Source organism: Agarivorans sp. QJM3NY_30 (genome assembly GCF_050870855.2).
Taxonomy (GTDB): Bacteria; Pseudomonadota; Gammaproteobacteria; order Enterobacterales; family Celerinatantimonadaceae; genus Agarivorans.
Map to the genome: position 1 here is coordinate 448,616 of NZ_CP194038.2, position 22,681 is coordinate 471,296.

Consider the following 22,681-nt stretch of genomic DNA (forward strand, 5'->3'; position numbering starts at 1 on the left):
ATTATGACCACAAATACCATTGACGCCAGCCATCTGAACCAAGCTGAGTCGGAACGCCCGTCGGCGGACTATATTGCGGTGCCTGCTCACCAGAAGCAGCTTACCCCGCTGGCCCAAAAAGTACTACATACCACACAGCAAATCGGAGCCAGCAAAGCGGTCCCGAGTGGTGAGTACTTTGGCACCCCTGGTGCTGGAGACAGTAAGCTCATCGCGCTGTGTTCTACTTTATTCTGTCTTAGCTTGTGGGCCTTGGTCACCGAAGCAGGCATGATCAAACCGATGTTTTTACCTTCCCCTTTCGACGTATTAGCGCGCTTATGGGATGTGTTAATTGACGGCTTTGCAGGGGCTACGCTGGCAGAGCATTTAGGGGCGAGCTTAAGTCGGATCTTCGGCGCGTTTTTGTTAGCCAGTTTGATTGGGATCCCACTTGGGGTGGCCATTGGCTGTAGTCGAGTGATTCGTGGCATGTTTGATCCCTTGATTGAGTTTTATCGACCGCTGCCTCCTTTAGCTTACTTACCACTGGTGATCATTTGGTTGGGGATTGATGAAGCGAGTAAAGTCACGCTGATCTTTCTGGCGATGTTGGCACCAATCGTTCTGAGTGCTCGTTCAGGGGTGAGTTCGGTGCGAATCGAACAAATTCAAGTGGCTTATTCAATGGGGGCAAGTCGCTGGCAGGTGGTGACGCAAGTGATCGCCAAAGGCGCTCTGCCAGATATTATGACCGGTATGCGGATCGCGATTGGTTTTGGATGGACGACGCTGGTGGCTGCAGAAATGGTTGCCGCCGAGCGAGGTATCGGCTTTATGGTGCTGAACGCATCTGAGTTTTTAGTGACCGACGTGGTGATTGCTGGCATCGTGGTGATTGGGATCATTGCCTATTGTTTTGATCTGATGATGCGCTTCCTCGAAAGCAAATTGATCCCATGGAAGGGTTATAACTAAATACTGATGTAGCGTAAAGATTTAGCTTTGACATGTTGTTTGCCCGGTTCGCCGGGCTTTTTTATATATGGGACCAATATAAGGGCAAATATTATCAGCCCCAACCAGAGGCTTTTTAGGCGTGATATATCGATTGAGCTGTGAGCGAAAGGCGGTTGCTTGATTAAATGTTCTTGAGTGGGTATTTGAAGTTTGACCATGGGCGTTGGGCGTTGCATCGTAATAAAGTTATATCCGGTTTGTGCTGCGGTGTTTATTCTGAACTCAAGTTAATTTTACAGTTTCATATTAACGACACATTTGTGAGTTAGTACTTTGTTTTTCAAAGAAAAGGTGCATACTGTGCAGCTTGAAAATAAATTGAAGAGGTTAAAAATCGTCATGTCTATCGACTCGACAATTCTAGGCTATTTCGCTGCATTTTGTACTACCTGTGCTTTCATTCCACAGGTGATCCATACTTGGAAGACCAGAGATACCAGTTCGATATCGCTCGGTATGTATGCGCTGTTCGTATTAGGCGTTTTCTTATGGTTGGTTTATGGCATTTTACTCGAAGATTTACCGATTATTATTGCTAATATCATCACTTTCACCCTCGCATCGGCAATTTTGTTGTTGAAAGTGAAAGATTCTTTCGGCAAATAAATCGCAAGTATTGCAGGAAGAGCTTGGTTGTCGATTATTTCCAGTTAAATTCACCATTAAGTGTATTGCATTCCAGCAACGAGTTCTCGGCATCGTCGATATATATTTGTTGCTCAGAGGAAACTGGGTAGCTTAAATAGGCCGAGCATTCGGCACTTTGGCCGTTACCGACCACCACTTTTGTCTGCGGCTTTAAAGTGCAGCGAACCAATTTGTCGAGCGGGGACCATTGGTAACAGATCTCATAGTCGGCGCGGTATTTTGCGATTTCCCCAGAGGGTTGCTGAAACGCCCACCATTGGCCAAATTAACTATTGGGGTTGGTGCTGTTCCATGCTCGATAAACGGTGACTTGAGTGGCAAGCTTACTTCGATAAACTTGTCCCTGACACAGTTTCCCTTGGTTTGGCTTGCCTAAAGCTTGATTTAACAGTTGCTGATCATCAATCACTTCGAATTGGTCTTGCATATCTGCGGGTAGCGCTACACTACCGAGGCATTTGGGCTCTGCTTTGCGAGGCTTGGTGATTTAATGGTTGTGCTGCTGCAGGCCATTAGCAAGCTGATTAGCAGACTGAAGAATAGGTTTTTCATAGGCGCTTCTGATAGAAAACATAACTTACAATGATTGTAGACCTTTAGTGAATATATTCTAAATATCTAAGTTGAATGCTTGAGACAGGCCACACAAGCTTTGCTTTGTCCGCGCACTAAGCGAAATATAGAGGCGAAGGCTTAGATTTTTGAGGGCGGATTAACCGCCATTTTAAGTTATATATTTCAATTAATTACTAAACCAATCAAAAACGGCTGGAAAAATGAAGTGAGAAGGTTTTAACTGGCGATAATGATCCTAGACAATAAACTAGAAGGAAGCACGATGGCAGAGCAGTATACCCCTCCAACAGTTTGGACGATGGACAATGAAAATGGTGGTAAGTGGGCGAGTGTGAATCGACCGGATTCGGGAGCCCGGCATCAACAGGACCTACCGGTAGGGGAGCATCCCTTGCAGTTGTATTCGATGGGAACGCCAAATGGGCAAAAAGTGACCATTATGCTCGAAGAACTATTGGCGCTGGGCGTGACGGAAGCTGAGTATGACGCTTACTTGATTAACATTGGTGAGGGCGATCAGTTCTCATCAGGTTTTGTCGAGGTGAATCCTAATTCGAAGATCCCGGCCTTGGTGGATCGCTCCGGTGAGACCCCCATTTCAGTATTTGAATCGGGCGCCATCTTACTTTATTTAGCCGAAAAATTTGGCTGCTTGCTGCCCAAACAGCCAGCGGCTAAAGCGGAAGTTTTAAACTGGTTATTCTGGCTGCAAGGTAGCGCACCGTATCTAGGTGGTGGATTTGGACACTTTTATGCATATGCGCCAGAGAAGTTTGAATACCCGATCAATCGCTTCTCGATGGAAGCGAAACGTCAGTTAGATGTGCTGGATAAGCGTTTGGCTCACAATAAATTTATAGCGGGTGAAGAATACACTATCGCAGATATCGCGATTTGGACTTGGTACGGCAACTTGGCACTGGGCAAACTTTATGATGCTGCTGAATTTTTAGATGTAGGCTCTTATCCCCATGTTGTTGCTTGGGCGCAAACCATCGCCGCTCGTGAAGCCGTTCAACGTGGACGTATTGTGAATCGTTCGTCTGGTGAAGCTGGTGAATTCCTTGCCGAGCGCCATAGTGCGGCAGACATCGATCAAGCCTTAAGCAAGCGCTAAATAGACGTTGCTGCTCCCTATTGAGGGGGCAGCCGTTGCCGTTTGTTTCGCGACACTTAAGCGACGGCGCGTTCCGGCCTTAATATATCTTCTCTACTGAAGCACCCATGCCGAGTAAGGCGACTAGCACCATCACCGGTAGGGCGATATGTTTAAAGCTGCGTGGCGGCCAACGATTAAACGCCGTTTGGCCGATCTTTACGGCCAGCATGGTCGGTAATAGCAATATGCCTATGTGGCTAAGTACCTGCCAATTAAACACTCCGCTCACGATTAAGCCCAGCACCGATAACAGCTCGCTCACGATAAAAAACAAAATCATGGTGGCGCGTTGTGTTTGTGGTTTGAGTGGACTCGACAGCATATAACACACCACCATTGGTCCCCCGACCGAAGCGCTGGCGGTGCCTGCACCGGATAGAAAACCAAATAGGACTGCAGTTAAGGGTTTATCCATGTGGGGGAAGCGAATGTTGCAGGCAAGGAATAACGAAAATAGCAAAATGAATACACAAATTGACAGTTTGAGCAATTCTGCTGGCAGTAAAATCAGTAGACCTAAGCCCAGCGGGATCCCCAGTAAAGAGCCGAACATTAGTTTTTTTAAACTCGAATAATCCGCCTGTCGTCGCGCCTGAGACCACAGGCTCAAACTGCACAATAAATCCAGCGACAAAATCACAGGTACACTCTGCTGAGGGGTAAAAAACAGATTCATACCAATGATGGCGATCGCAGCAAAACCAAACCCAGTGAAGCCTCGAACGAAGGCTGCCAGCATGACCACCGGTACCATTAAGCCAATACTGTCCATGCTCACTCCCTAGAGCAAAAGCTTGAGTTTGCCTGCTTTGAAGTTCTTACTATAGGGCCAATGAAACTAAGTGTTAGGCCAGTGTGCTCCCAATAATTTGTTCTTTTTGTCTGGCTCCATGGATTCGAATTGCTGGTCCTAAGCATTGCTGTGTTGCCGAGTTAAGGTCTGTTCATGTTTTATGTCAGTCATTCGTCTCAGGGAGTAGCGATATGTCATTAGTTAATGCCGCGGCCATCGAGCAAGATCGTCAACATGTTTGGCATCACCTTAGCCAGCACAGCGTGTTAGCAACTCAAGATCCAATGGTCATGGTGAAGGGGCAAGGTTCGCGCGTATGGGACGCCAAAGGGAATAGCTACTTAGATGCTTCTGCGGGGGGCGTATGGTGCGTGAACGTAGGTTATGGACGTAGTTCCATCGCTGAGGCGATTAGTCAACAGCTCACCCAACTTAATTTTTTTGCCAGCACCGCAGGCACGATCCCAGCAGCTGAATTTGCCGAAAAACTGTTAGCTAAAATGCCCGGTATGAGCCGCGTTTATTACGCCAGTTCAGGTTCTGAGGCTAACGAAAAAGCCTTTAAGATCGTGCGCCAGATAGCCCATCGAAAATATGGCGGTAAGAAGCATAAGATCCTTTATCGTGAACGCGATTACCATGGGTCAACCATTGCAACCTTAAGTGCCACCGGTCAGGAAGAGCGGCGCATGCAATATGGCCCCTTTGTACCTGGTTTTGTCGAATTTCCGCATTGCTGTGAATATCGGAGTCAGTTTGGCGAGGTGAAAGACTACGGGGTGTTGGCCGCCAAAGAGCTTGAAAAAGTTATACTGCGGGAGGGACCGGATACCGTGGGCGCGGTGATTTTAGAGCCGATTACTGCTGGTGGTGGGGTGATTACTCCGCCTGAAGGTTATTGGCCAAGCATCATGGAAATTTGTAAAAAATATGATGTATTACTGCACATTGATGAAGTGGTTTGCGGTTTAGGTCGTACTGGCGAGTGGTTTGGTTATCAGCATTATGGCATCAAACCTGACATCGTTACTCTGGCGAAGGGGGTTGCCTCGAGTTATGCCGCAATTTCCTGCACCGTGACTACCGAACAAGTTTTCAATGAGTTTATTGCCGACAGCAGCGATCGTGATGCTTATTTTCGCGATATTAGTACCTTTGCCGGTTGTACCGCAGGCCCTGCCGCGGCATTAGAAAATATGCGCATTCTTGAGCAAGAAGAATTGGTGCATAACAGTAAGGTGATGGGCGACTATTTGCTGGCTCAACTCAAGCACTTGCAGAGCAAACATGGGATCATTGGCGATGTGCGGGGTAAGGGTTTATTACTGGGTATTGAACTGGTCAGTGATCGCGATTCGAAAACTCCGGTCGACGAGAGCGTGGCGGTAAAAATTGCGGCGATGTGCATGGCAAAAGGTCTGATCATTGGTCGCACCAACCGTAGCTTCACAAGTTTTAATAATACCCTGTGTTTGTGTCCGGTGCTCACTTTGAGCCAACAAGAAGCAGACTTCATCGTGTCGACTCTCGATCAAGTGTTCGCTGAAATTGCCCGATAATTGGGTCGCAAGAACATTTTTGGCCAGAAACCTGTGACTTGATGGAGCCAAAGCACGCTGCTGTTTTATCAGCAGGGTGCTAGTTTGCTTTGTTTATCGCAGTGTGACTGCTCTTTACGCGAAAAACTTGTTTCGATCGCGGCTCTCATATCCTTGAACGACAAACGTTTAATTGCCTCGCACCTATCAATCTAATAGGTATTAGCCATTTCACAGCCTCCTCCCTGCCAACTATAGTTAGAACTAATCGGTCATTTAAATGGCCAAACAAGGAGGTCTTATGCAAAACCTAACTATTAAAAATTATATGAAAACTCAATTCTTGAGTTTAAAGCTGAAACAAAGCATTAGTGATGTGAGTGAAAAACTGATTGTGTCACAACAAATCGGTGCCCCAGTGGTAGATGAACAAAATCATTTATTGGGTTGGGTTTCCGAGCAGGATTGTGTGGCGCAAATGCTGCAAGCAGGCTACTACTGTGAGCAGAGTGCGTTGGTCGAAGACATCATGAATCGAGATGTGTTGAGCGTGAGCCCTGCTGAAAGTGTTTTAGATCTGGCCAAGCAAATGCTGGAGAACAAACCCAAAAATTATCCGGTGGTGGAAGCTGGCAAGTTAATTGGTTTAATCGATCGCAAAGCAGTGTTAGTGGCGCTGCAGCATCACCAACAGCAATGTTTTGTTGATCGGAAATAGTAGACGTGAATGTTATGTGGACATTGGTAAACTCGTTTTTAGCGCTGATTTGAATTGTCTAAACGAATGATTGAATGGCGATGATTGTTATCTATCTGCATGATAAATAGTTATAAAAATCATATAACAGCGAACTGAATAATCACCTTTATGTGGTATTTAGAGGATTGAATTTTACGGTTTGAACAGTGATTTTTGTGAACTTTTTCCGAAATAAAATTTGGATACACGGAGGTTTGAGTTCACTGAAAATTTTAGTTTCAGTGAATAAACAAGTTCAATAAATTGCACTCAAATACAAATGATAATTGATCTCATTTGTATTTGGGTGCAGAATACGGCCACTATTTATGGTTTGCCGTGATTTTGTTGTATGAAATGGATGTCTGTATTTTTGCTTTTGCTCGGTGTCGTAGTGGAGCACTCTAGTTATGCTGCTGATGATTTTTCCTGGTTAAAAGCTGAACCTCATAATGAAGCTTCGGTTAGAGCCTACCTTGAACAACAAAATCGCTCCGCTCAACTAACGCTAAACCCCTTAAAACCTTTGCAGCAATCCTTGATCGCGCAGTGGCAGAATGCTGCATCAGCTAAAGCTGAAAGTCCTTGGTTAATTCGAGGTGATGACGAACTCAATCAAATTTGGTTGAATGGTGAGCGGGTGATTGCTCGGCGTAAGCGAAACAGCCAGTCTCAAAGCATATTATTGAATATCGAACAGCGGGCTGCAAAACATGATTATTATCGCTTAGCCAATTGGTCACTCAGCCCCGATGGAAAACACCTTGCCTTGGCTGAAGACGTCGTGGGCGATGAAAACTACCGTATCGTTGTGATTAATCTAGCTCAATCGACGGCTCTGCAAGTGGCAACCAAGAGTGAAACCGCTTTGTTATGGGGACGCGATAGTCGTCGCTTATATACGATTGAACACCTGAGTACAGAGCCTGCTGGAGTGGCTCTCTACGAGCACTTTCTTGATACTGGACGGTCTCAACTAAAGTTGATGGAGTCCGATCCTCAGTGGATCTTGTCAGCCTATGTGGCAAGTGATCCGGAATATGCGGTCATCCAGCTAAATAATGAGGTGATGTCGGAGCAGCGACTACTCAACCTCGTTACAGGAGCGCTGTTAGAGCCTATTCGGCCACGCCAAAATGGTATTGAGTATTACGCTAATGTGGTGCATGGCAAGCTCTATATTAACAGCAACCATACCGGCAATTTTGGTTTATACCAAAGTGCCTTAGGTGCATCACAATGGCAAGTCGTATATATCCCCAAATCGTCAGCAGAACTGAAGCATTTCTATCTCTTTGCCGCAGGCATCCTGATCCACGAACACGAGCAGGGGCGGGATCAGTTAGTCATTATTGGCTATGACAAAGCGGAGCCTCTGCACTTAGCGATGGCTCCGGAGGGGGCCGTTGGTTGGATTAGTCGCATCGGTGATTTTAACAGCAATATTGTCCATATTCGAAGTATGTCAATGATTCAGCCCGCGAAGTGGGAGCGTCTTCATATTGGTAATGCTCAACGTTCGTTGATTAGTGAAGATGCCTATCCGGGGTTTCAGCAATCAGCCTACCGAACGGAGCAAATTAGTATTCAGTCGGGCTCGGTGCGCGTCCCAGTTACGCTGGCTTACAAAAGCAGCATGCTACATCGGCAATCACCGGTTTTGTTATATGGCTATGGTGCTTATGGTTTTACGATGCGGCCGTATTTTATGTCGCAAATCATCTCGTTATTGGATAAAGGCTTTATTTACGCGATTGCTCACGTACGGGGCGGTGGCTATTACGGAGAGGCATGGCATTCCGCAGGTAAAGGGGTCAATAAACCTGCTGGTATCGCCGACTTTGTTGCGGCGGCTAAGACTTTGCAGAGTTTTAAACAAGGACAACGGAAAATAGCAGCAATGGGATCCAGTGCCGGCGGAACGCTGATCGCGGCGGCAGTTAATCAACATCCTGAGTACTTTTCAGCGGTAAGCCTCAATGTGCCTTTTGTGGATGTGGTGGCGAGTATGTCTGACGCTTCACAGCCTTTGACGGCACAGCAATATCATGAATGGGGTAATCCCAGGCAGGCTAATGAACTGGCGGTTATGGCTGATTATGATCCGGTGAATAACGTTGGGGCGTTGGATTATCCTGCCACGATGGTGCGAGTGGGCTGGCATGACAGCCGAGTACCGTATTGGGAGGGGGCTAAATACCTTTCTTTGTTAGCTGCGCGCAGCCAAGGCCGCGGCCCCTATTTATTATTAACCGACTTTCAAAGCGGACATGCTATGGACCGGCGCCAGGCGTTGGCCCAGCAGGCCATGGACTACGCATTTTTGATCCACTACTTACTACCATCTGAGCAAACGGAGTTGTAAATGAAACCGTCTCGACTAAGCATGATTGTGTTAAGCGCAATTGTTGCTGGCTTTGTGCACGCCGAATCTGACATCGCCCCCTTAGAAACCATCGTTGTGGTTGCCAACAAGTACGAAGAAGATCTTTCAAAAACGGCTGGCAGCGTGGCGGTGATTAACAATGATGATATGCGTAAGGCGGGGGCGACAGAATTATATGATGTGCTAAATCAGGAGCCGGGGATTAGCGTCACGGGAGGCGCTGGTCGGCCCCAGAACATTGCTATCCGAGGCATGGTGGGGAATCGAGTTGCGATTGTGAAAGATGGTATTGCTACATCAGATGGATTTGGGGCAGATGACTTAAATGACAGCGCTGGACGAAATTCTTTCGATGTCGCCACGCTAAAACAAATTCAAGTGGTAAAAGGGGCGAGCTCAACCAGCTATGGTTCCGGTGCAATCGGAGGGGTGGTTATTCTCAAATCTTACAGTCCGGAAGACTATTTAGGAGATGAGGACTTTTATACTGATATAGCAACAACTTATAGTGGGATTAGTCATAAATATCGAGTGGCTTCTAATTTGGCTTTTCGGGTCGGTGATACCAGTAGTCTGATTTCGGGCGCTTATTGGACCGGTGAAGAAACACGAAACTATCAACAAGACTTATATCAGCGAGATCTTGAAGGCGTTAGTTTTGAATATAGCGTGCATCATGATGTAAGCGACCAGTTGTTGTTGAAAGCGAAAGCTGAGATTTACCGTGAGCAAATGAATACCCGCGAGGGCACTGCATCGGTGCAGGCCGATGGGGCTTGGGACATTGTTGATTATACCGAGCAAGATACTACGACCACTTATCTCGCATGGCTAGGTGCTGAGTACCAAGCCTCCAAGGCGTGGATGGATGACCTAGAGACCAAGCTTTATTATCGGGTCAGCGAATTTGATGAAGATACAAATCGCCTGATGGACCGCAACAATAACGGGATTAGAGAACTACGTCGTGAGTTGGATCAACGTGAGTTTAACGACCAATTGTTGGGATGGTCCATTGATCTGAATAAAGAACTGTACAGCGGTAGTCTCAGCCATGTGCTTGTCTACGGTGCCGTCGCAGAAACGGCGTATCATGATCGTCCTACTCATGATGCCCGTTCTGATTGGAATGGTTCGACTTCCACTGCATCGACTCCTTTTGCTCCTGCTCGTAGTTATTCTCTTGGTATGTACCTACAAGACTCTATCTCCTTGAATGCATGGACCAGCATGATTGGACTGCGTTTTGATGCGCATCAGTTGACGGCTGACGATAGTTCAGCGATCCAATTTGATGGCCTTCGAGATAATCGCAGTAGTGAGCTGTCGCCGAGTTTTTCGCTCGCCTATCAATTTACCCCTGAGTTAAATAGTTATATCAGTTATAAGCACGGTTATCGGGCGCCAGAATACGACAAAACCTACGGCTATATCAGTCATGAGTTCGTGCCGATTACACCTTTTGTTGTATTGCCTAACTTTGAGTTGAAAGCGGAAACCAGCGATAGCTTTGAACTTGGAAGTAAGTTCGACAATGGCGTATTACGCGTGTACGCGGCGGTGTTCTATAACCAATTCGAAAATTTCATCAGTGTTGTCGACGCAGGCTTTAATGCGTCTAGCGGATTGTTTGAGAAACGCTATGAAAACCTCAGTGGCGTGAATACATATGGTGCCGAGCTCTCTACTTTATATGCCTTGAATCAAGCTTGGAGCTTGTCAGGCGCAGTTGGATGGGTCAACGGGAAAAACGACGAGGGTGAATATGTTCGTGCCATTACCCCCCTGGAAGGAAATTTATCGCTGAGTTTTGAGCAGGGCATATTTGACGCTTACAGCCGGATTAACTGGGCTGACGCGATGGATCGGACTCCGAGCTGTTCCAATGCGTTCGGCCTCGTAAGCCAGTGTGCAGAAACAACGGCTTGGTATTCTTTGGATCTCGGGCTTGGGATCGCATTGAGTCAAGATCTTTCGCTGAATCTAAATGTGATTAATTTACTCGATCGAGAATATACCCGTTATCAGGATGTTGCTGGTGTAGGCGTTTCGCAGACCAAATATTCCACTCAGCCTGGGCGCTATTTTACCGTCAATGCGCGCTATGTATTTTAAGGAGAGAGTATGAAACGGTTAATATTTCTGGTGTTATTTGGAACGCCTCTTGGTGCTTTGGGCGGCCAGTGGGATTATCCAGCAAGCAATAACGTGGTGCTTGATCAGCAAGAAGCGAAACGTTATGTAGAGTCCCATTATCCAACGATTGGTAAGCTTAGCCTCCGTTATCAGAGCGAAAGTCGCTTGGGCCATCAGTATAATTTTAACATCACGCTGGATGGGGAATATAAACCCCAGCGAACTATCGTGGTGCATAGTGATCATTCAGGCTTAGTCCAGAGAGTTTTTAAAAGTTTAGATGATACGATTTTGCGTGATGGCGTTGCCTCAGTGGCGGGCGAACTGGAGCACGCTCGGCGTTTGAAAGCCGATGCGCCACCGGCTCTGGATTCTGGCGTTATTGTTGAGGCTAATATTGAGGTTGTCGATCCGGATCTACGAACCATGGATCGCTTGCCTGCCCCAGAGCAGGTTTGGCAGCAGGTCTCTGATTACCCTCTGGCACCACATTTGGTCACTCGACAAGTTGAGCTATTAAATAGTGGTGGCAAATATTACTTGTCTAATAGTCGAGTCTCAGAGGTTGATGCCGAGTACTTAGAAGCGCAGGATCCACAAACTTTAGAGTGGTCTCAAAGCGATAGCGCTTCGTTTTTCGCAAAAGAAGAGATCAGCCAATTTTCACAACTCGCTGATATACAGACGCTGCAGTTTGCTAGCCCTCAATTCACCCAGTTGATGGCTTTTTATCAACTTGATCAATCCATACAGTATCTCGAATCCTTGGGTTATAACCTTTTCTCTGGGCCCATTCGTTTTGATGCCAGAGGCTTAGGCGATAACAACTCTAGTTATTTTATGGGGCCCAAAGCGGTGATGTTTGGACTGGGGGGTGGCTCACCAGATGCACTCGATGCTGATGTTGTGGTGCATGAATTGGGTCATGCAATCCATTATCACATTGTTCCAGATTGGGGTTATGGGCACAGTGGTGCGATGGCGGAAGGCTTTGCGGACTATTGGGCGGGTTCTAATAGTTATCGCAAGCTTTACCAGCAAGGAAGTGATTTTGAAATAGATACACTGTTTAACTGGGATGGCTACTTTGGAAATAAAATTTCAACCCGTAGTTTGTGGAATCAACGCGCGCGTTATTTTGAGCAAAGCGAGTACCGTGCTCACGAGAGTGTAGCTGGCGAATTGGGGGATGAACTTTGGTCAAGCCCTTTGTTTCAAACCTTAAAACAAGGGGTGGAACTTTATGGTGAGGTGGCCTTTGAAGAAGTCGACCGTTTAGTTCTGGAATCCATGTATGGCATGGGCCGTGGCATGAAGATGCATGATCTTGTGGAAAGCATGTTGTATGTGGCCAAGCAACTTTATCCAGAACGTGTTTACCACACGCTGCTACAAGATAACTTTGTAGCGCATGGTTTAGTCAAAGAGCCATTTCGCATAGAAATGGATAGTCGCTACGTCACGCCTACTGCTCCTTTGGCGATACGTCTTTTTAGTCAGGGAAGAGAAGCAAGTGTCGCGGGTAGAATTGAAACGTCTACTGGGGTTTCTCAGCGGCTTCAATCAGATAAATTTACCCAACTTTCAACCGAGCTAAGTCTTACTGACTCCGCTACTTGTGGCGAGTCATTCAAACTTAACACTCAATTATCTTATCAGTATGACACGACGCTAAAATCACTTGATTGGTCTCACTCATCTGCTCTGGTTTTTGGGCTCCCCGAACTCAATCAGCCAACGAGGCTGCAACAATCATTGATTCCTGATGCAACGCTTTCTGACTCGGGTGCCTTGAATTACGGTTTTAAGAGTTTCAATTTCATCATTACCGATGACGACGCCTTGGCGGCTGATGAGCTGGGTATTTACCTTAAGTTGCAACACAGTCAGTTCTCTGACTTAGAAATTACACTGGTTGCACCTTCGGGGAAACGTCAAATTCTTATGCAGCCGACTCGTTACTCATCACCATCGCGAACTTTTTATTGGGTTGCGAAACACGATCCGATTATTCAGGCTTTTTCTGCAGAGCGCATGGCTGGCACTTGGCGCTTAGAGTTAACGGACTATGTGCCAGAAAATACAGGGTACTTGCTTGAGTGGGCCGTTGGACGTGTCAAACAATATAACTGTACCACCGAGACCGATTCAACAGGGGCTGGCGATAACGCGACGAATACTTCAAGTGCTGGGGGGGCCGTTTCATGGAGTTCTCTAGTGATTGGATTGGTTTTGCTGTGGCGTCGTCATTTTTTTCAATCTAAATCAAATAAAAGAACTTAAGTCTATGCAAACAAAATTATCTATAGCTGCTGCTGTTCTGCTCATAAGCGGATGTGGTGGCTCGGACGGAGGCTCCGATATCAGTGCTCCCACTTATCAGGTCTCAGGAACGATCACTGCGCTGGCTGCGCAGGGGGACGAAAAGGTCTGTGCCGATCTGAATGGCGATTTTCTTTGTGCCGCGAATGAACCCAGCGCAATCAGCAGTAATGGTAGCTTTTCCATTAGCAGTACTAATAAGGCCATTCTAGACGCGCCTTTGGTTGTTGAACTGGATACAGGGGTGACAGCAACATCACATTCGCTCAAGGTCAATGCACAAAGTGGTGGGGCAAATGCACTGCTGGTCGCGCCTGGACAAAGAAAAGCGAGTGGTAATCAGATTAATGCAATCACCACTCTCGTTGCTGCAAAGGTAGCGAGCGGAGCAGTCTTGTCTGATGCGATCGAGCATGTCAAGCAACAGCTTCATGCGATGGGACTCTCAGCAACGGATGAGTTGCTTAATGAAGGAAGTGATAGCGAGTATGCACAATTAGAGCAAAACTTATTGCTGGTGATTTCTGCCATGGATAAGTCGCAACCTGACACGCAGCTTGGGGTATTGAGTTCCAATTTGTCGGATTATCAAGCCCTGCTATTGGCGGGTGCTCCGTCAGATAATGCGGTATCTCAATTACTTGCAGAGTTGAGTTACGGCACCCGTCAGCAAGATCTTAATGATACCGGGCTGCAGACCTATTTCAGCGATGGTGGTGATACCACAAATGCTCCAGTTGATTATCCCGGTCAAGATGCTGATTTTGGTCATGATAGTCTCAATGACGGATTTCATTTTACTAAGTTAGATGAGAATGGTGCGGCTTTACCATCGACTGCAGTACATTGGTCTTGTGTGAGAGACGAACGCAGCGGCTTGATATGGGAGAACAAAACGGATGAGCCATCCTCACCTCAATTTAAGGATCGACTATTTGTTTACCAAGTGAGAGGTACCTTTGAACCTTACAGTGAAGATTTAGCGGCCATTAGCTGTGAGGATGGTATTTGCTCAACTGAAGATTATGTTGAGTATTTAAATGAGCAGAAGGTTTGTGGCTTAGAGCATTGGCGTTTACCCAAATTTGCTGAATTTTATGACTTAATTGATTTTGGCGAATCAGAGCAGGATGAATTGGGTGATGTTTATGGGCTGACGCGTGCTTACTTTCCGCGACAAAGTATTGCCAGTGACCTCGCTGCGGGGGAAGTTTGGACTTCTGATGAATTCTTTACCGAGTATGAAGATATCAAAATTCCGGGCAGTCGCTATATTTTAGCCGCAATGACTCGCGGTATTTATCGAGGAACGACCTATCCAGTTGCTATTTACAGTGATCAGACCGAACCCGATCTTTGGACGTCTTATCAATTACCTATTCGATTAGTATCAAAAGTGGAGTCAAACTAATGAGATGCTTGCAACTTGGTGTATTACTGCTGTTGGTGCCTATGCTTGGAATGGCGGCTCAAGAATGTTCTTCAACGATGTCGAAAACAGCGCCCAATGTCCGCTATCAATTTAATGCGAATGGAACTGTGAGTGATCGAAGTACCGGTTTAACTTGGATGCGCTGCCCGCTGGGAAAAACCTGGAGCAGCACCGAACAGCGCTGTGAGGGAGAAGGACAAGCAATGTTTTGGCAGGCTGCCTTGAATGATGTACAGGCGATTAATAACAGCCCAAATCATGCCCTATATCATTTCGCTGATAAAGCGAATTGGCGCATGCCCAATATTAAAGAATTGGTTACTTTGGCTGAACGTTCATGCCGGAACCCTGCTTTAAATGGAAAAGCCTTCGCCAACGCTTTTCCTTATTCAACCAATCAGGAAAGCTATGGTGCTGGTGATATTAGAGCCTATGTTTGGAGTAACACTCATGTTCAGCTTTCGAGTGAAATTTTCACATTTGATGTCCGTAATGCCGAGATTATTTCATTCGGCCCGACTGTGATTCAAGGCAGTGTATTGTTGGTGAGCGATAACTGATTTGATCAAGTGCGATGAATCAATCCTCGGCTTTTGCTGGGGATTTTTTATGTGGGAAAGCATATGGTAGCGGCTTTTATCCGCGGCGTATCGCTCCTTCTACGCCTTGTGACAATATCTTTCGAGGCTTAATCATTCAAAGTGGCTATGCCTGTTTTGAGGGCGCACTTTTATCAGGCCGACAACGTACCAAGATCCCCTTCGTTTTTTTAATTATGAGATGCCTCAGGATAGTCTTATCAGGCCGACAACGTACCAAGATCCCCTTCGTTTTTTTAATTATGAGATGCCTCAGGATAGTCTTATCAGGCCGACAACGTACCAAGATCTCCTTCGTTTTTTTAAATTATGAGATGCTTCAAGGACAGTCACCGATAAATACGTCTACTATGTAACTAGTTAATAGCGTTGGGATGTTTATGGGATTAGCGATTGTACGTACTTGTGCCTTATTGGGGATGGAGGCTCTAGATGTCACGGTAGAAGTGCATTTAGCCAACGGCTTACCGGCGTTTAATATTGTTGGTTTACCGGAAACTTCGGTCAAAGAAGCTAAAGATCGAGTGCGTAGTGCGATATTAAATAGCGGCTTTTCATTTCCTGCTAAGAGAATTACCGTTAACTTAGCGCCAGCTGATGTGCCGAAAAGTGGCGGTCGTTTCGACTTGCCGATTGCCATTGGTATTTTAGCCGCCGCGGCCGAAGTTCCTTTAGCCTGCCTCGACGAAATGGCCTTTTGTGGTGAGTTGGCGTTATCGGGGGCGATCCGCCCTGTGAGCGGAGCGATTGCCACCGCGCTATCGATGAGTGAGCAAGGGTTCACGTTGGTGACCGGAGAACAAGACGCGCAAGCGGCAGCGCGAGTGCCGGATTCCAAGGTACATGCCAGTGCCAGTTTGCAAGCCTTGAGTGCCACGCTGAATGGCCAACAGGCCTTTGTGCTGCAAATGGCCAGTTCTGAAGAACCGAGTCAAGCCAATAATTTATTAGACATGAGCGAGGTACAGGGCCAGCATCTGGCCAAGCGCGCACTCGAATTGGCCGCCGCGGGAGCACACAATTTGTTGATGCTGGGTCCCCCAGGGACCGGAAAAACCATGTTAGCCAGTCGCTTGCCGGGTATTTTGCCTCGCTTAACTGAGCAGCAGGCGATTGAAGTGGCGGCGATTGCTTCGGTAAGCTCTCAGCAGCGCGAATTGGGGCAATGGTATGTTCCGCCGTTTCGCAGCCCTCATCATAGTGCCTCGATGGTCGCCTTGGTGGGTGGCGGTTCCAATCCTCGTGACATCTCCATTGCTTTAGCGTAATAATTAATCCAATTAGGCTATATCTACATCTTTGATATGTAATGTAATATATCGCTATGATGTACTGGCTTTATCTCTACAACGTTAATGGCTATTGGATTTGATTATGTCGGTGAGGAATATCCCCAAGAACTATCGTAACCTTACTGGCCTTGCTAGTTCCGACAAAGCTGAGAAGCCTTTCTTTGAATCTACTCTTGAACGTGATTTGCTTACGCTGCTCGATTTTGATTCAAATGTGTTGTCTTACGATGTTCAGCCGGTGACTGTTAATTGGAATGATGCAGATGGCAAGGGCCGAAAGTATGTACCAGATGTTTTTGCTCAATATAGGCCAGGGGGGTGCATGTTTTCGCGTAAGGATGGAGTCTTATTCGAGGTTAAGTACCGAAACGACATAAAGACAAACTGGGTGGAGTATAAACCGAAGTTTTTGGCTGCGGTTGGTCATGCTAAGTCTATGGGGTGGCGCTTTAAGCTTATAACTGAAGTGGAAATCCGTACGATATATATGGAAAATGCACGTTTTCTTCTTCCTTATCTTAGGTCAAGTGCTAGCGAAGAGTATACGGAGCTTTTGTTGCACGGTCTCGTTAAGTTGCGGCAGTGCTCCATTGAGGCGTTGCTGAAGTCGATATTTAACGATCGCTGGGCTCAAGCGGAGTTAGTGCCAACTCTATGGGGCCTAATTGCTTCTCGGCGAATTTGTACAGATCTAAACGTTCCACTCACGATGTCTGCAGATATCTGGTTAAGGAGGTAGTCACGTGAAGCAGCGAAATCGTGGTTACACATACCAACAGGGAAGCTCGGTTTATCATGAGAATCGAGAGTTTATTATCCTACGAATTGTTGACTTGAATTATGTCTTGGGTGAGTGCCCTGCCACAGGTGAAGTGAAACGACTTAGAATTTCAGAATTGAGTTCCGCTCCTCAAAGTTCAACTCCAGTGAAGAATCATGCGGTTGATGCTTTGCCAGATAAAGACTGGCAGATTGCCCAAAAACGTATGGAAATCATTCGGCCACTTGTACACAAGTCACATAGGACTCGCGACGATGTTGAGGCTATAGCTTCAGCTCATAAGTTACATCGCAATACAATCTACAAGTGGCTTAAGCTTTATGAGTCAGAGGGGGTTCTTTCCAGTTTAGCTCCAAAAGCTCGAAGTGATATGGGATCAAAGAAGCTATCAAAAGAAGTTGAAGCAATCGTAATGGATTGTATTGAAAGTGACTACCTGTCAAAGCAGCGTAAATCTATCACGAATCTATATACTGAGATTCGTCGACAATGTAGAAATGCAAATCAGAGCTGTCCTCACGTAAATACCATTCGAAATAGGGTTAATCAACTCTCTGATGAGTTAAAAATCCGCAGGCGTTTTGGCTCTAAGAAAGCACATCAGTTACTGCACATAAATAAGGGAGAATTTCCTCATGCGGAATATCCTCTCTCTGTAATTCAGATAGATCACACCCTTTTGGACATTGTTCTTGTTGATGATGTTCATCGATTGCCACTCCTTCGCCCTTGGATCACCTTAGCAATTGATGTTTACAGCAGAATGGTTGTTGGTTTCTATGTGTCGTTTGATCCGCCTGGGGCAGCCAGTGTTGGTGCATGCCTATCGAATGCAATATTGCCTAAAGACACTTGGCTTGCTGAGAATGACGTTGATGCCACTTGGCCGTGTTGGGGTTTACCTAGAACGGTCCATGCTGACAATGCAAAGGAGTTTCGTGGGAGAATGCTACAACTAGCATGCGACCAGTATGGAGTTGTCTTGGAATGGAGGCCTGTAGCACGCCCGCATTTTGGTGCGCATGTAGAAAGATTGCTGGGTACGTTTGCGAAAAAGATTCATGCTCTTCCTGGTGCAACTTTCTCCAACATCTCTGACCGTGAAGGCTATGATTCTGACAAAGAATCAGCATTGACCTTGAAGGAATTTGAGCAATGGTTGGGGCTTCTTATTGTCCAAACCTACCATAATAGTTTTCATACAGGCATTAACTGTACTCCTTTGGCTAAATATGAAGAAGGAATTCTTGGGAGTAAGACAACTAAAGGTGTTGGCTTACCCGCTCGCATCACCGATGAAGAGACGCTTAGGCTGAACTTTCTCCCATTTGAAGAACGCACTATCCAATCGTACGGTGTTCAAATTGACCACGTATATTACAACCATGATGTGTTGCGTGTTTGGATAAATGCCACTGAAGAGGGAAACAGTAAACGAAAGCGGAAGTTTGTGTTCAGAAGAGATCCCCGCGATATCAGTCAGATCTGGTTTTTTGATCCTCAATTAGAGATGTACTACCCCATCCCATATAGAAATACATCTTTCCCAGTAGTTACTAAATGGGAGTTTAACGCTGCTCGGGAGCAGATAAAAGAAGAAGGCCTTAGTACCGTGGATGAAGATGCCATCTTTGATGCTATCGAGAAAATGCGAATAATAGAGTCTAATGCTGTAGCTACTACTAAAAAAGTACGTCGAGCGGTGCAAAAGCGGAAATCAGCAAAAGCAAAGGCAATTAGCTCGAAGTTAAAAGACAAGTTACCTGTCTCTGAACCCCTAGAAGCAGAACCCTATGAGTCAGATGACGATAAGCCTATTCTTCCTTTTGATGAAATGTTAGATGTGAGCCGATATGAGTAGTACTAATTGTAAACTTTATTTGCATTTAAACGAAGCTGCTCGGGCTTACATGGGGTGTAGTGATGAGGCGCGCATCGAGTACATCTTGTCGCCCAAATGGATTGGTTATCCTAAAGCAAAAAGTCTTATTGGTAAGCTCGAAGATCTGCAAACTTATCCGAAGAGGCATAGGATGCCAAACATGCTGATCGTCGGTGAAAGTAATACCGGAAAGACGATGATTGCAGAGCGCTTCGTAGACATGAACCCTGCGTATGAGCGAGAGGATGGGGAAGGTGTTGTGATTCCAGTTCTCTTTATCCAAGCTCCTCCTGTTCCCAGTGAGTCAAGGCTGTACAGCAATATTCTGGAGAAAATGTTTGCGCCTTATCGACCATCAGACTCAACAGAAAAAAAGCACTTTCAGGTAATTCAATTAATGCGTTACTGCAATGTAAGAATGTTGATGATTGATGAAATTCATTCTCTTTTAGCTGGTAGCTTGGAAAAGCAAAGGGTGTTCTTGAGTGTGATGAGAAACCTTGGAAACGAACTGAAAATCCCAATCGTTGGCCTAGGCACAAAGGATGCACTTAGAGCTATTAAAACAGATCCTCAATTGGATAACCGTTTCAAACCTTCTTTATTGCCACGCTGGGAATACGGTGATGATTATAGGCGATTATTAGCCAGCTTTGAGTGTATGTTTCCACTTAAATTCGCTTCAGGGTTATCGAGTCGACCAATTGCACAAAAACTACTTTTAATGAGCGAGGGATTGCTTGGGGAACTATCTGAACTATTGGCTGCTGCTTCGGTGCAAGCTATTAAGACAGGCAACGAGAAAATAGATCTAGAATTATTATCTTCTATAGATTGGGATGCAGCTTCTAAGAGACGTTTACAAAATGGATAGGAAGCCATGGCCTGCCCATCCCCAGCCACTTTCTGACGAAGTGTTTTCCTCGTGGATGACTAGGGCGGCAAGGTGTAATGGTCGAAAATTATCAGGATTCGTATTGCAGACTTGTCCTCAAATTAAGGCCTTCACTAAGCACATTGACAGTTCAATAAAAATGGAAGCTCTGAAGGATGTTGCTGGTTATATGCATACTCCGCTAGAGCTAGCTTGGAATACTACCCTAGGTAGCTATGCCGGTTGGTTGTTTGAAAGCGCTGAACACAAGTGTAACTTACTCCGGGCAGGAGAAACTCGGCATCACTTGCTTTTTCAACAATATTGTCCTGTCTGCTTAAGAGAAGGTATTCCTTATTATCGCAAGAGTTGGCGTATATCATTTGTGACTGTTTGTTATCAGCATCAATGTCGTTTACTTGATTGCTGCCATAAATGCGGGGCTCCAGTTATGGTTAACGCGAATGATTCTAAGGATAAGTTTAAGGTATACAACGGAGAATTTTCAGCTTGTCACAGTTGTGGAAACGATCTTCGAACAGCTCCTTGTTCTCGTGCAAAGAAGGGCGTCCTAAGTGCAACTAAAGTTTTCCTCGATACTTTAGACAAAGGTTACGTGTCGTTGGATGGCCGCCATTGGGTGTACTCGTTCTCATATTTCATTGTGATAAAGCACTTGATGCGTTTGCTGATTGAAAGACATCAAGAAACCCGAAATCACGGAGTACTAAACGATGTTGATTGCTTACCTATCGATGCGCGCTACTTGGCTCTTGCTGAGATTGGAAACGCTTTTTCATCTTGGCCTGACTTGTTCCTAGAATTTTGTAGGAACAAAGCGCTTAATTATTCGTCGATGACATCAATGGAGAAGACCAATAATGGCAATGTTCCTTACTGGTTTTCCAAGGCCGTAAAACCACAACTTTATAGACCTAATATTGAGCCGTCGAATCAAAGTGTAATTTGCGCGATTAAGGTGATGAGAGCTAGAAGAATCAAAATAAGCATATCTAGAGTGAATCGTTTTATGGGATACAAAGATTCTCAAGCCGTAAAGAAAATAACTAAGGAATATTGGAGCAGCTATGCGAAATGATGATGAAAAAGCACCTAAAGGGCTCGATGATATTCAACCTATTCGTTCGCTCCCAGATTATCTTGATGAATCCATGAATTCTGACTCTTCGGATTACTTCTAGTACTGGAGGCGTACAGCCACCCAAAACGTTCCTGGTTAAATTTTCTTATCAACTACAGGTTAGGGAAACCTGACTCCATATCCTAATGCACTCTGTTCTTTTGACCCACTTATTTGCCTATGTCACTAGACTCAACTAACTTTATTCATGTCCATGGTTAGGTCGAAGCAGGTCATGAGGTCGAAATCACCTGGGTATATAACTGCCGAAGCTCTGCTTGGGAGCGAAAACTAAAAGACAAAGACCTTGCTAAGTTGATAACGAAGAAGAAGCGATTGATTGGCAATCAGGAAGGGCTAGAAGATTTCCCTCACTACGGCACATTCTTTGAAAACCCTAGGGGAGTGGTAGAGCTCACTAAGGTGCAGACAAATCTTTTGACTAATCTTTCTTATTGGGTGGCAAAGAAAGCCCTAGATGAGGTTTAACAAAGAAAAATGAGGCATCTGTCTCCTTGTTTTTTTACTTATCTTCCTCTGGAATAGGAGCAACCAGAATATCAGTAGATGAATGGTCGTTAAGGCTGGTTTTTGGTGCGTAAATCAACATCACTCCTACCCAATTGTAGGAGAGGAATAAAGTTTCATACTAAAAAGATAAGCAACTCTGTTTATCCCGTTATTAGAATCGATGTGAACATAATTTAAGATTCATACTGACTGCTATTACCGAGCCGACATCACGCTAATGATGAGTATTAAAGTGTCATACTGCGTTTTCCCTCAAACTTAACAACACAAGTACTTAGATCACTGATTTCTAAACTATCCACTGTTAGCGTGTGTGTTTTTTCATGTAAAACAGGAAATTACACACATGGCGCTACCAATGCTCATCGAGGACAAAGACAAACTTGGATCTTTAAAGTCATTATACAGACACCAGAGCCAGAGCTTAACGCTTGTTTAATGGGGTTCTTTCTCGGTAGTGGTATGAGTACGCTAGAAATTTGTCGCGTACAGGTTAGAGATATTGTTAAGAAGAACGGACAACTGGCAAAGTGTTTTACTGTCAAAGGCGAAGTGAGCCGAGACTTTTACCTGTCCAACATTAAGTTGCAAAACCTAATCAAAAGCTACATCGAGAAGCGTAAAAAAGATGGTGATCATCCCGACCTATACAACGGTTTTGATGAAGATGAGCCGTTCTTCAAACGAAAAAATGGCGACCACTTTAAAATCAAGCGTAGAACTACAGAAAAAGGTAACACAACTTATCATTGCAATGCTTAAAATGAGCATATCAAACGACTACTATCCGATTCAGGCATTGAGCAGCCTAGTATTCTAAGTGGTAGACGTACGTTTGCTGTAAGGCTTAAAC

The 22,681-nt window shown here is 45.5% G+C and carries 18 protein-coding genes; 16 read left to right on the top strand and 2 right to left on the bottom strand.

Annotated features, from left to right (window positions below):
- Window positions 1–3: 3 nt before the first annotated feature.
- Both ACRRSX_RS02050 and ACRRSX_RS02055 read left to right on the top strand, forming a co-directional pair.
- Complete coding sequence (locus ACRRSX_RS02050; protein ID WP_432454863.1) at window positions 4–957, top strand: ABC transporter permease subunit; 954 nt, start codon at window positions 4–6, stop codon at window positions 955–957.
- A gap of 381 nt (window positions 958–1,338) precedes the next feature.
- On the top strand, window positions 1,339–1,605 hold the full coding sequence (locus tag ACRRSX_RS02055) for a SemiSWEET transporter (protein WP_432454862.1): 267 nt from the start codon (window positions 1,339–1,341) through the stop codon (window positions 1,603–1,605).
- Between the two features lie 307 nt (window positions 1,606–1,912).
- Here the strand turns inward: ACRRSX_RS02055 and ACRRSX_RS02060 are convergent, their stop codons facing one another.
- Window positions 1,913–2,074 (bottom strand): hypothetical protein, encoded by a 162-nt coding sequence (locus tag ACRRSX_RS02060; protein WP_432454861.1) that lies wholly within the window; start codon window positions 2,072–2,074, stop codon window positions 1,913–1,915.
- Window positions 2,075–2,485: 411 nt separating this feature from the next.
- Here ACRRSX_RS02060 and yghU point away from each other — a divergent pair, with 411 nt between their 5' ends.
- The gene (gene yghU, locus ACRRSX_RS02065; protein WP_432454860.1) at window positions 2,486–3,340 is read left to right on the top strand and encodes a glutathione-dependent disulfide-bond oxidoreductase; all 855 of its coding nucleotides are present in this window, start codon (window positions 2,486–2,488) and stop codon (window positions 3,338–3,340) included.
- 79 nt (window positions 3,341–3,419) lie between these two features.
- On the opposite strand, the gene ACRRSX_RS02070 is transcribed toward yghU, so the two are convergent.
- Window positions 3,420–4,154: a sulfite exporter TauE/SafE family protein gene (locus ACRRSX_RS02070; protein ID WP_432454859.1), complete on the bottom strand. Its 735-nt coding sequence runs from the start codon at window positions 4,152–4,154 to the stop codon at window positions 3,420–3,422.
- Window positions 4,155–4,366: 212 nt separating this feature from the next.
- On the opposite strand from ACRRSX_RS02070, the gene ACRRSX_RS02075 reads away from it, so the two are divergent.
- From ACRRSX_RS02075 to ACRRSX_RS02135, 13 genes are all read left to right on the top strand, one after another.
- Window positions 4,367–5,734: an aspartate aminotransferase family protein gene (locus ACRRSX_RS02075; RefSeq protein ID WP_432454858.1), complete on the top strand. Its 1,368-nt coding sequence runs from the start codon at window positions 4,367–4,369 to the stop codon at window positions 5,732–5,734.
- Between the two features lie 280 nt (window positions 5,735–6,014).
- Window positions 6,015–6,431: a CBS domain-containing protein gene (locus tag ACRRSX_RS02080; protein WP_432454857.1), complete on the top strand. Its 417-nt coding sequence runs from the start codon at window positions 6,015–6,017 to the stop codon at window positions 6,429–6,431.
- 382 nt (window positions 6,432–6,813) lie between these two features.
- Window positions 6,814–8,817: a prolyl oligopeptidase family serine peptidase gene (locus ACRRSX_RS02085; RefSeq protein ID WP_432454856.1), complete on the top strand. Its 2,004-nt coding sequence runs from the start codon at window positions 6,814–6,816 to the stop codon at window positions 8,815–8,817.
- Window positions 8,818–10,953 (top strand): TonB-dependent hemoglobin/transferrin/lactoferrin family receptor, encoded by a 2,136-nt coding sequence (locus ACRRSX_RS02090; RefSeq protein ID WP_432454855.1) that lies wholly within the window; start codon window positions 8,818–8,820, stop codon window positions 10,951–10,953.
- A 9-nt stretch (window positions 10,954–10,962) separates the two neighbouring features.
- A complete protein-coding gene (locus tag ACRRSX_RS02095; protein WP_432454854.1) occupies window positions 10,963–13,257 on the top strand; it encodes a proprotein convertase P-domain-containing protein in 2,295 nt (764 codons plus the stop codon).
- Window positions 13,258–13,261: 4 nt separating this feature from the next.
- Window positions 13,262–14,707 (top strand): Lcl domain-containing protein, encoded by a 1,446-nt coding sequence (locus ACRRSX_RS02100; RefSeq protein WP_432454853.1) that lies wholly within the window; start codon window positions 13,262–13,264, stop codon window positions 14,705–14,707.
- Window positions 14,707–15,288 carry a DUF1566 domain-containing protein gene (locus ACRRSX_RS02105; RefSeq protein ID WP_432454852.1) on the top strand — a complete coding sequence of 194 codons (582 nt, stop codon included), beginning with the start codon at window positions 14,707–14,709 and terminating at the stop codon, window positions 15,286–15,288. Before ACRRSX_RS02100 ends, ACRRSX_RS02105 begins: the two co-directional genes overlap by 1 nt.
- Window positions 15,289–15,707: 419 nt before the next feature.
- Complete coding sequence (locus ACRRSX_RS02110; RefSeq protein WP_432454851.1) at window positions 15,708–16,595, top strand: YifB family Mg chelatase-like AAA ATPase; 888 nt, start codon at window positions 15,708–15,710, stop codon at window positions 16,593–16,595.
- Between the two features lie 106 nt (window positions 16,596–16,701).
- Complete coding sequence (locus ACRRSX_RS02115; protein ID WP_432454850.1) at window positions 16,702–17,358, top strand: heteromeric transposase endonuclease subunit TnsA; 657 nt, start codon at window positions 16,702–16,704, stop codon at window positions 17,356–17,358.
- A gap of 4 nt (window positions 17,359–17,362) precedes the next feature.
- The gene (locus ACRRSX_RS02120; protein ID WP_432454849.1) at window positions 17,363–19,261 is read left to right on the top strand and encodes a Mu transposase C-terminal domain-containing protein; all 1,899 of its coding nucleotides are present in this window, start codon (window positions 17,363–17,365) and stop codon (window positions 19,259–19,261) included.
- Complete coding sequence (locus ACRRSX_RS02125; protein WP_432454848.1) at window positions 19,254–20,156, top strand: TniB family NTP-binding protein; 903 nt, start codon at window positions 19,254–19,256, stop codon at window positions 20,154–20,156. Before ACRRSX_RS02120 ends, ACRRSX_RS02125 begins: the two co-directional genes overlap by 8 nt.
- A gap of 55 nt (window positions 20,157–20,211) precedes the next feature.
- Entirely contained in the window at window positions 20,212–21,255 is a 1,044-nt protein-coding gene (locus ACRRSX_RS02130) for a TniQ family protein (protein ID WP_439022897.1), read from the top strand.
- A gap of 1,035 nt (window positions 21,256–22,290) precedes the next feature.
- Entirely contained in the window at window positions 22,291–22,590 is a 300-nt protein-coding gene (locus ACRRSX_RS02135; RefSeq protein WP_432454846.1) for a hypothetical protein, read from the top strand.
- The last annotated feature ends 91 nt before the right edge of the window (window positions 22,591–22,681 follow it).

Coding starts and splice junctions, on each gene's coding strand:
- ACRRSX_RS02050 (WP_432454863.1), top strand. CDS start 4: ATGACCACAAATACCATTGACGCCAGCCATCTGAACCAAGCTGAGTCG.
- ACRRSX_RS02055 (WP_432454862.1), top strand. CDS start 1,339: ATGTCTATCGACTCGACAATTCTAGGCTATTTCGCTGCATTTTGTACT.
- ACRRSX_RS02060 (WP_432454861.1), bottom strand. CDS start 2,074: ATGCAAGACCAATTCGAAGTGATTGATGATCAGCAACTGTTAAATCAA.
- yghU (WP_432454860.1), top strand. CDS start 2,486: ATGGCAGAGCAGTATACCCCTCCAACAGTTTGGACGATGGACAATGAA.
- ACRRSX_RS02070 (WP_432454859.1), bottom strand. CDS start 4,154: ATGGACAGTATTGGCTTAATGGTACCGGTGGTCATGCTGGCAGCCTTC.
- ACRRSX_RS02075 (WP_432454858.1), top strand. CDS start 4,367: ATGTCATTAGTTAATGCCGCGGCCATCGAGCAAGATCGTCAACATGTT.
- ACRRSX_RS02080 (WP_432454857.1), top strand. CDS start 6,015: ATGCAAAACCTAACTATTAAAAATTATATGAAAACTCAATTCTTGAGT.
- ACRRSX_RS02085 (WP_432454856.1), top strand. CDS start 6,814: ATGTCTGTATTTTTGCTTTTGCTCGGTGTCGTAGTGGAGCACTCTAGT.
- ACRRSX_RS02090 (WP_432454855.1), top strand. CDS start 8,818: ATGAAACCGTCTCGACTAAGCATGATTGTGTTAAGCGCAATTGTTGCT.
- ACRRSX_RS02095 (WP_432454854.1), top strand. CDS start 10,963: ATGAAACGGTTAATATTTCTGGTGTTATTTGGAACGCCTCTTGGTGCT.
- ACRRSX_RS02100 (WP_432454853.1), top strand. CDS start 13,262: ATGCAAACAAAATTATCTATAGCTGCTGCTGTTCTGCTCATAAGCGGA.
- ACRRSX_RS02105 (WP_432454852.1), top strand. CDS start 14,707: ATGAGATGCTTGCAACTTGGTGTATTACTGCTGTTGGTGCCTATGCTT.
- ACRRSX_RS02110 (WP_432454851.1), top strand. CDS start 15,708: ATGGGATTAGCGATTGTACGTACTTGTGCCTTATTGGGGATGGAGGCT.
- ACRRSX_RS02115 (WP_432454850.1), top strand. CDS start 16,702: ATGTCGGTGAGGAATATCCCCAAGAACTATCGTAACCTTACTGGCCTT.
- ACRRSX_RS02125 (WP_432454848.1), top strand. CDS start 19,254: ATGAGTAGTACTAATTGTAAACTTTATTTGCATTTAAACGAAGCTGCT.
- ACRRSX_RS02130 (WP_439022897.1), top strand. CDS start 20,212: ATGACTAGGGCGGCAAGGTGTAATGGTCGAAAATTATCAGGATTCGTA.
- ACRRSX_RS02135 (WP_432454846.1), top strand. CDS start 22,291: ATGAGTACGCTAGAAATTTGTCGCGTACAGGTTAGAGATATTGTTAAG.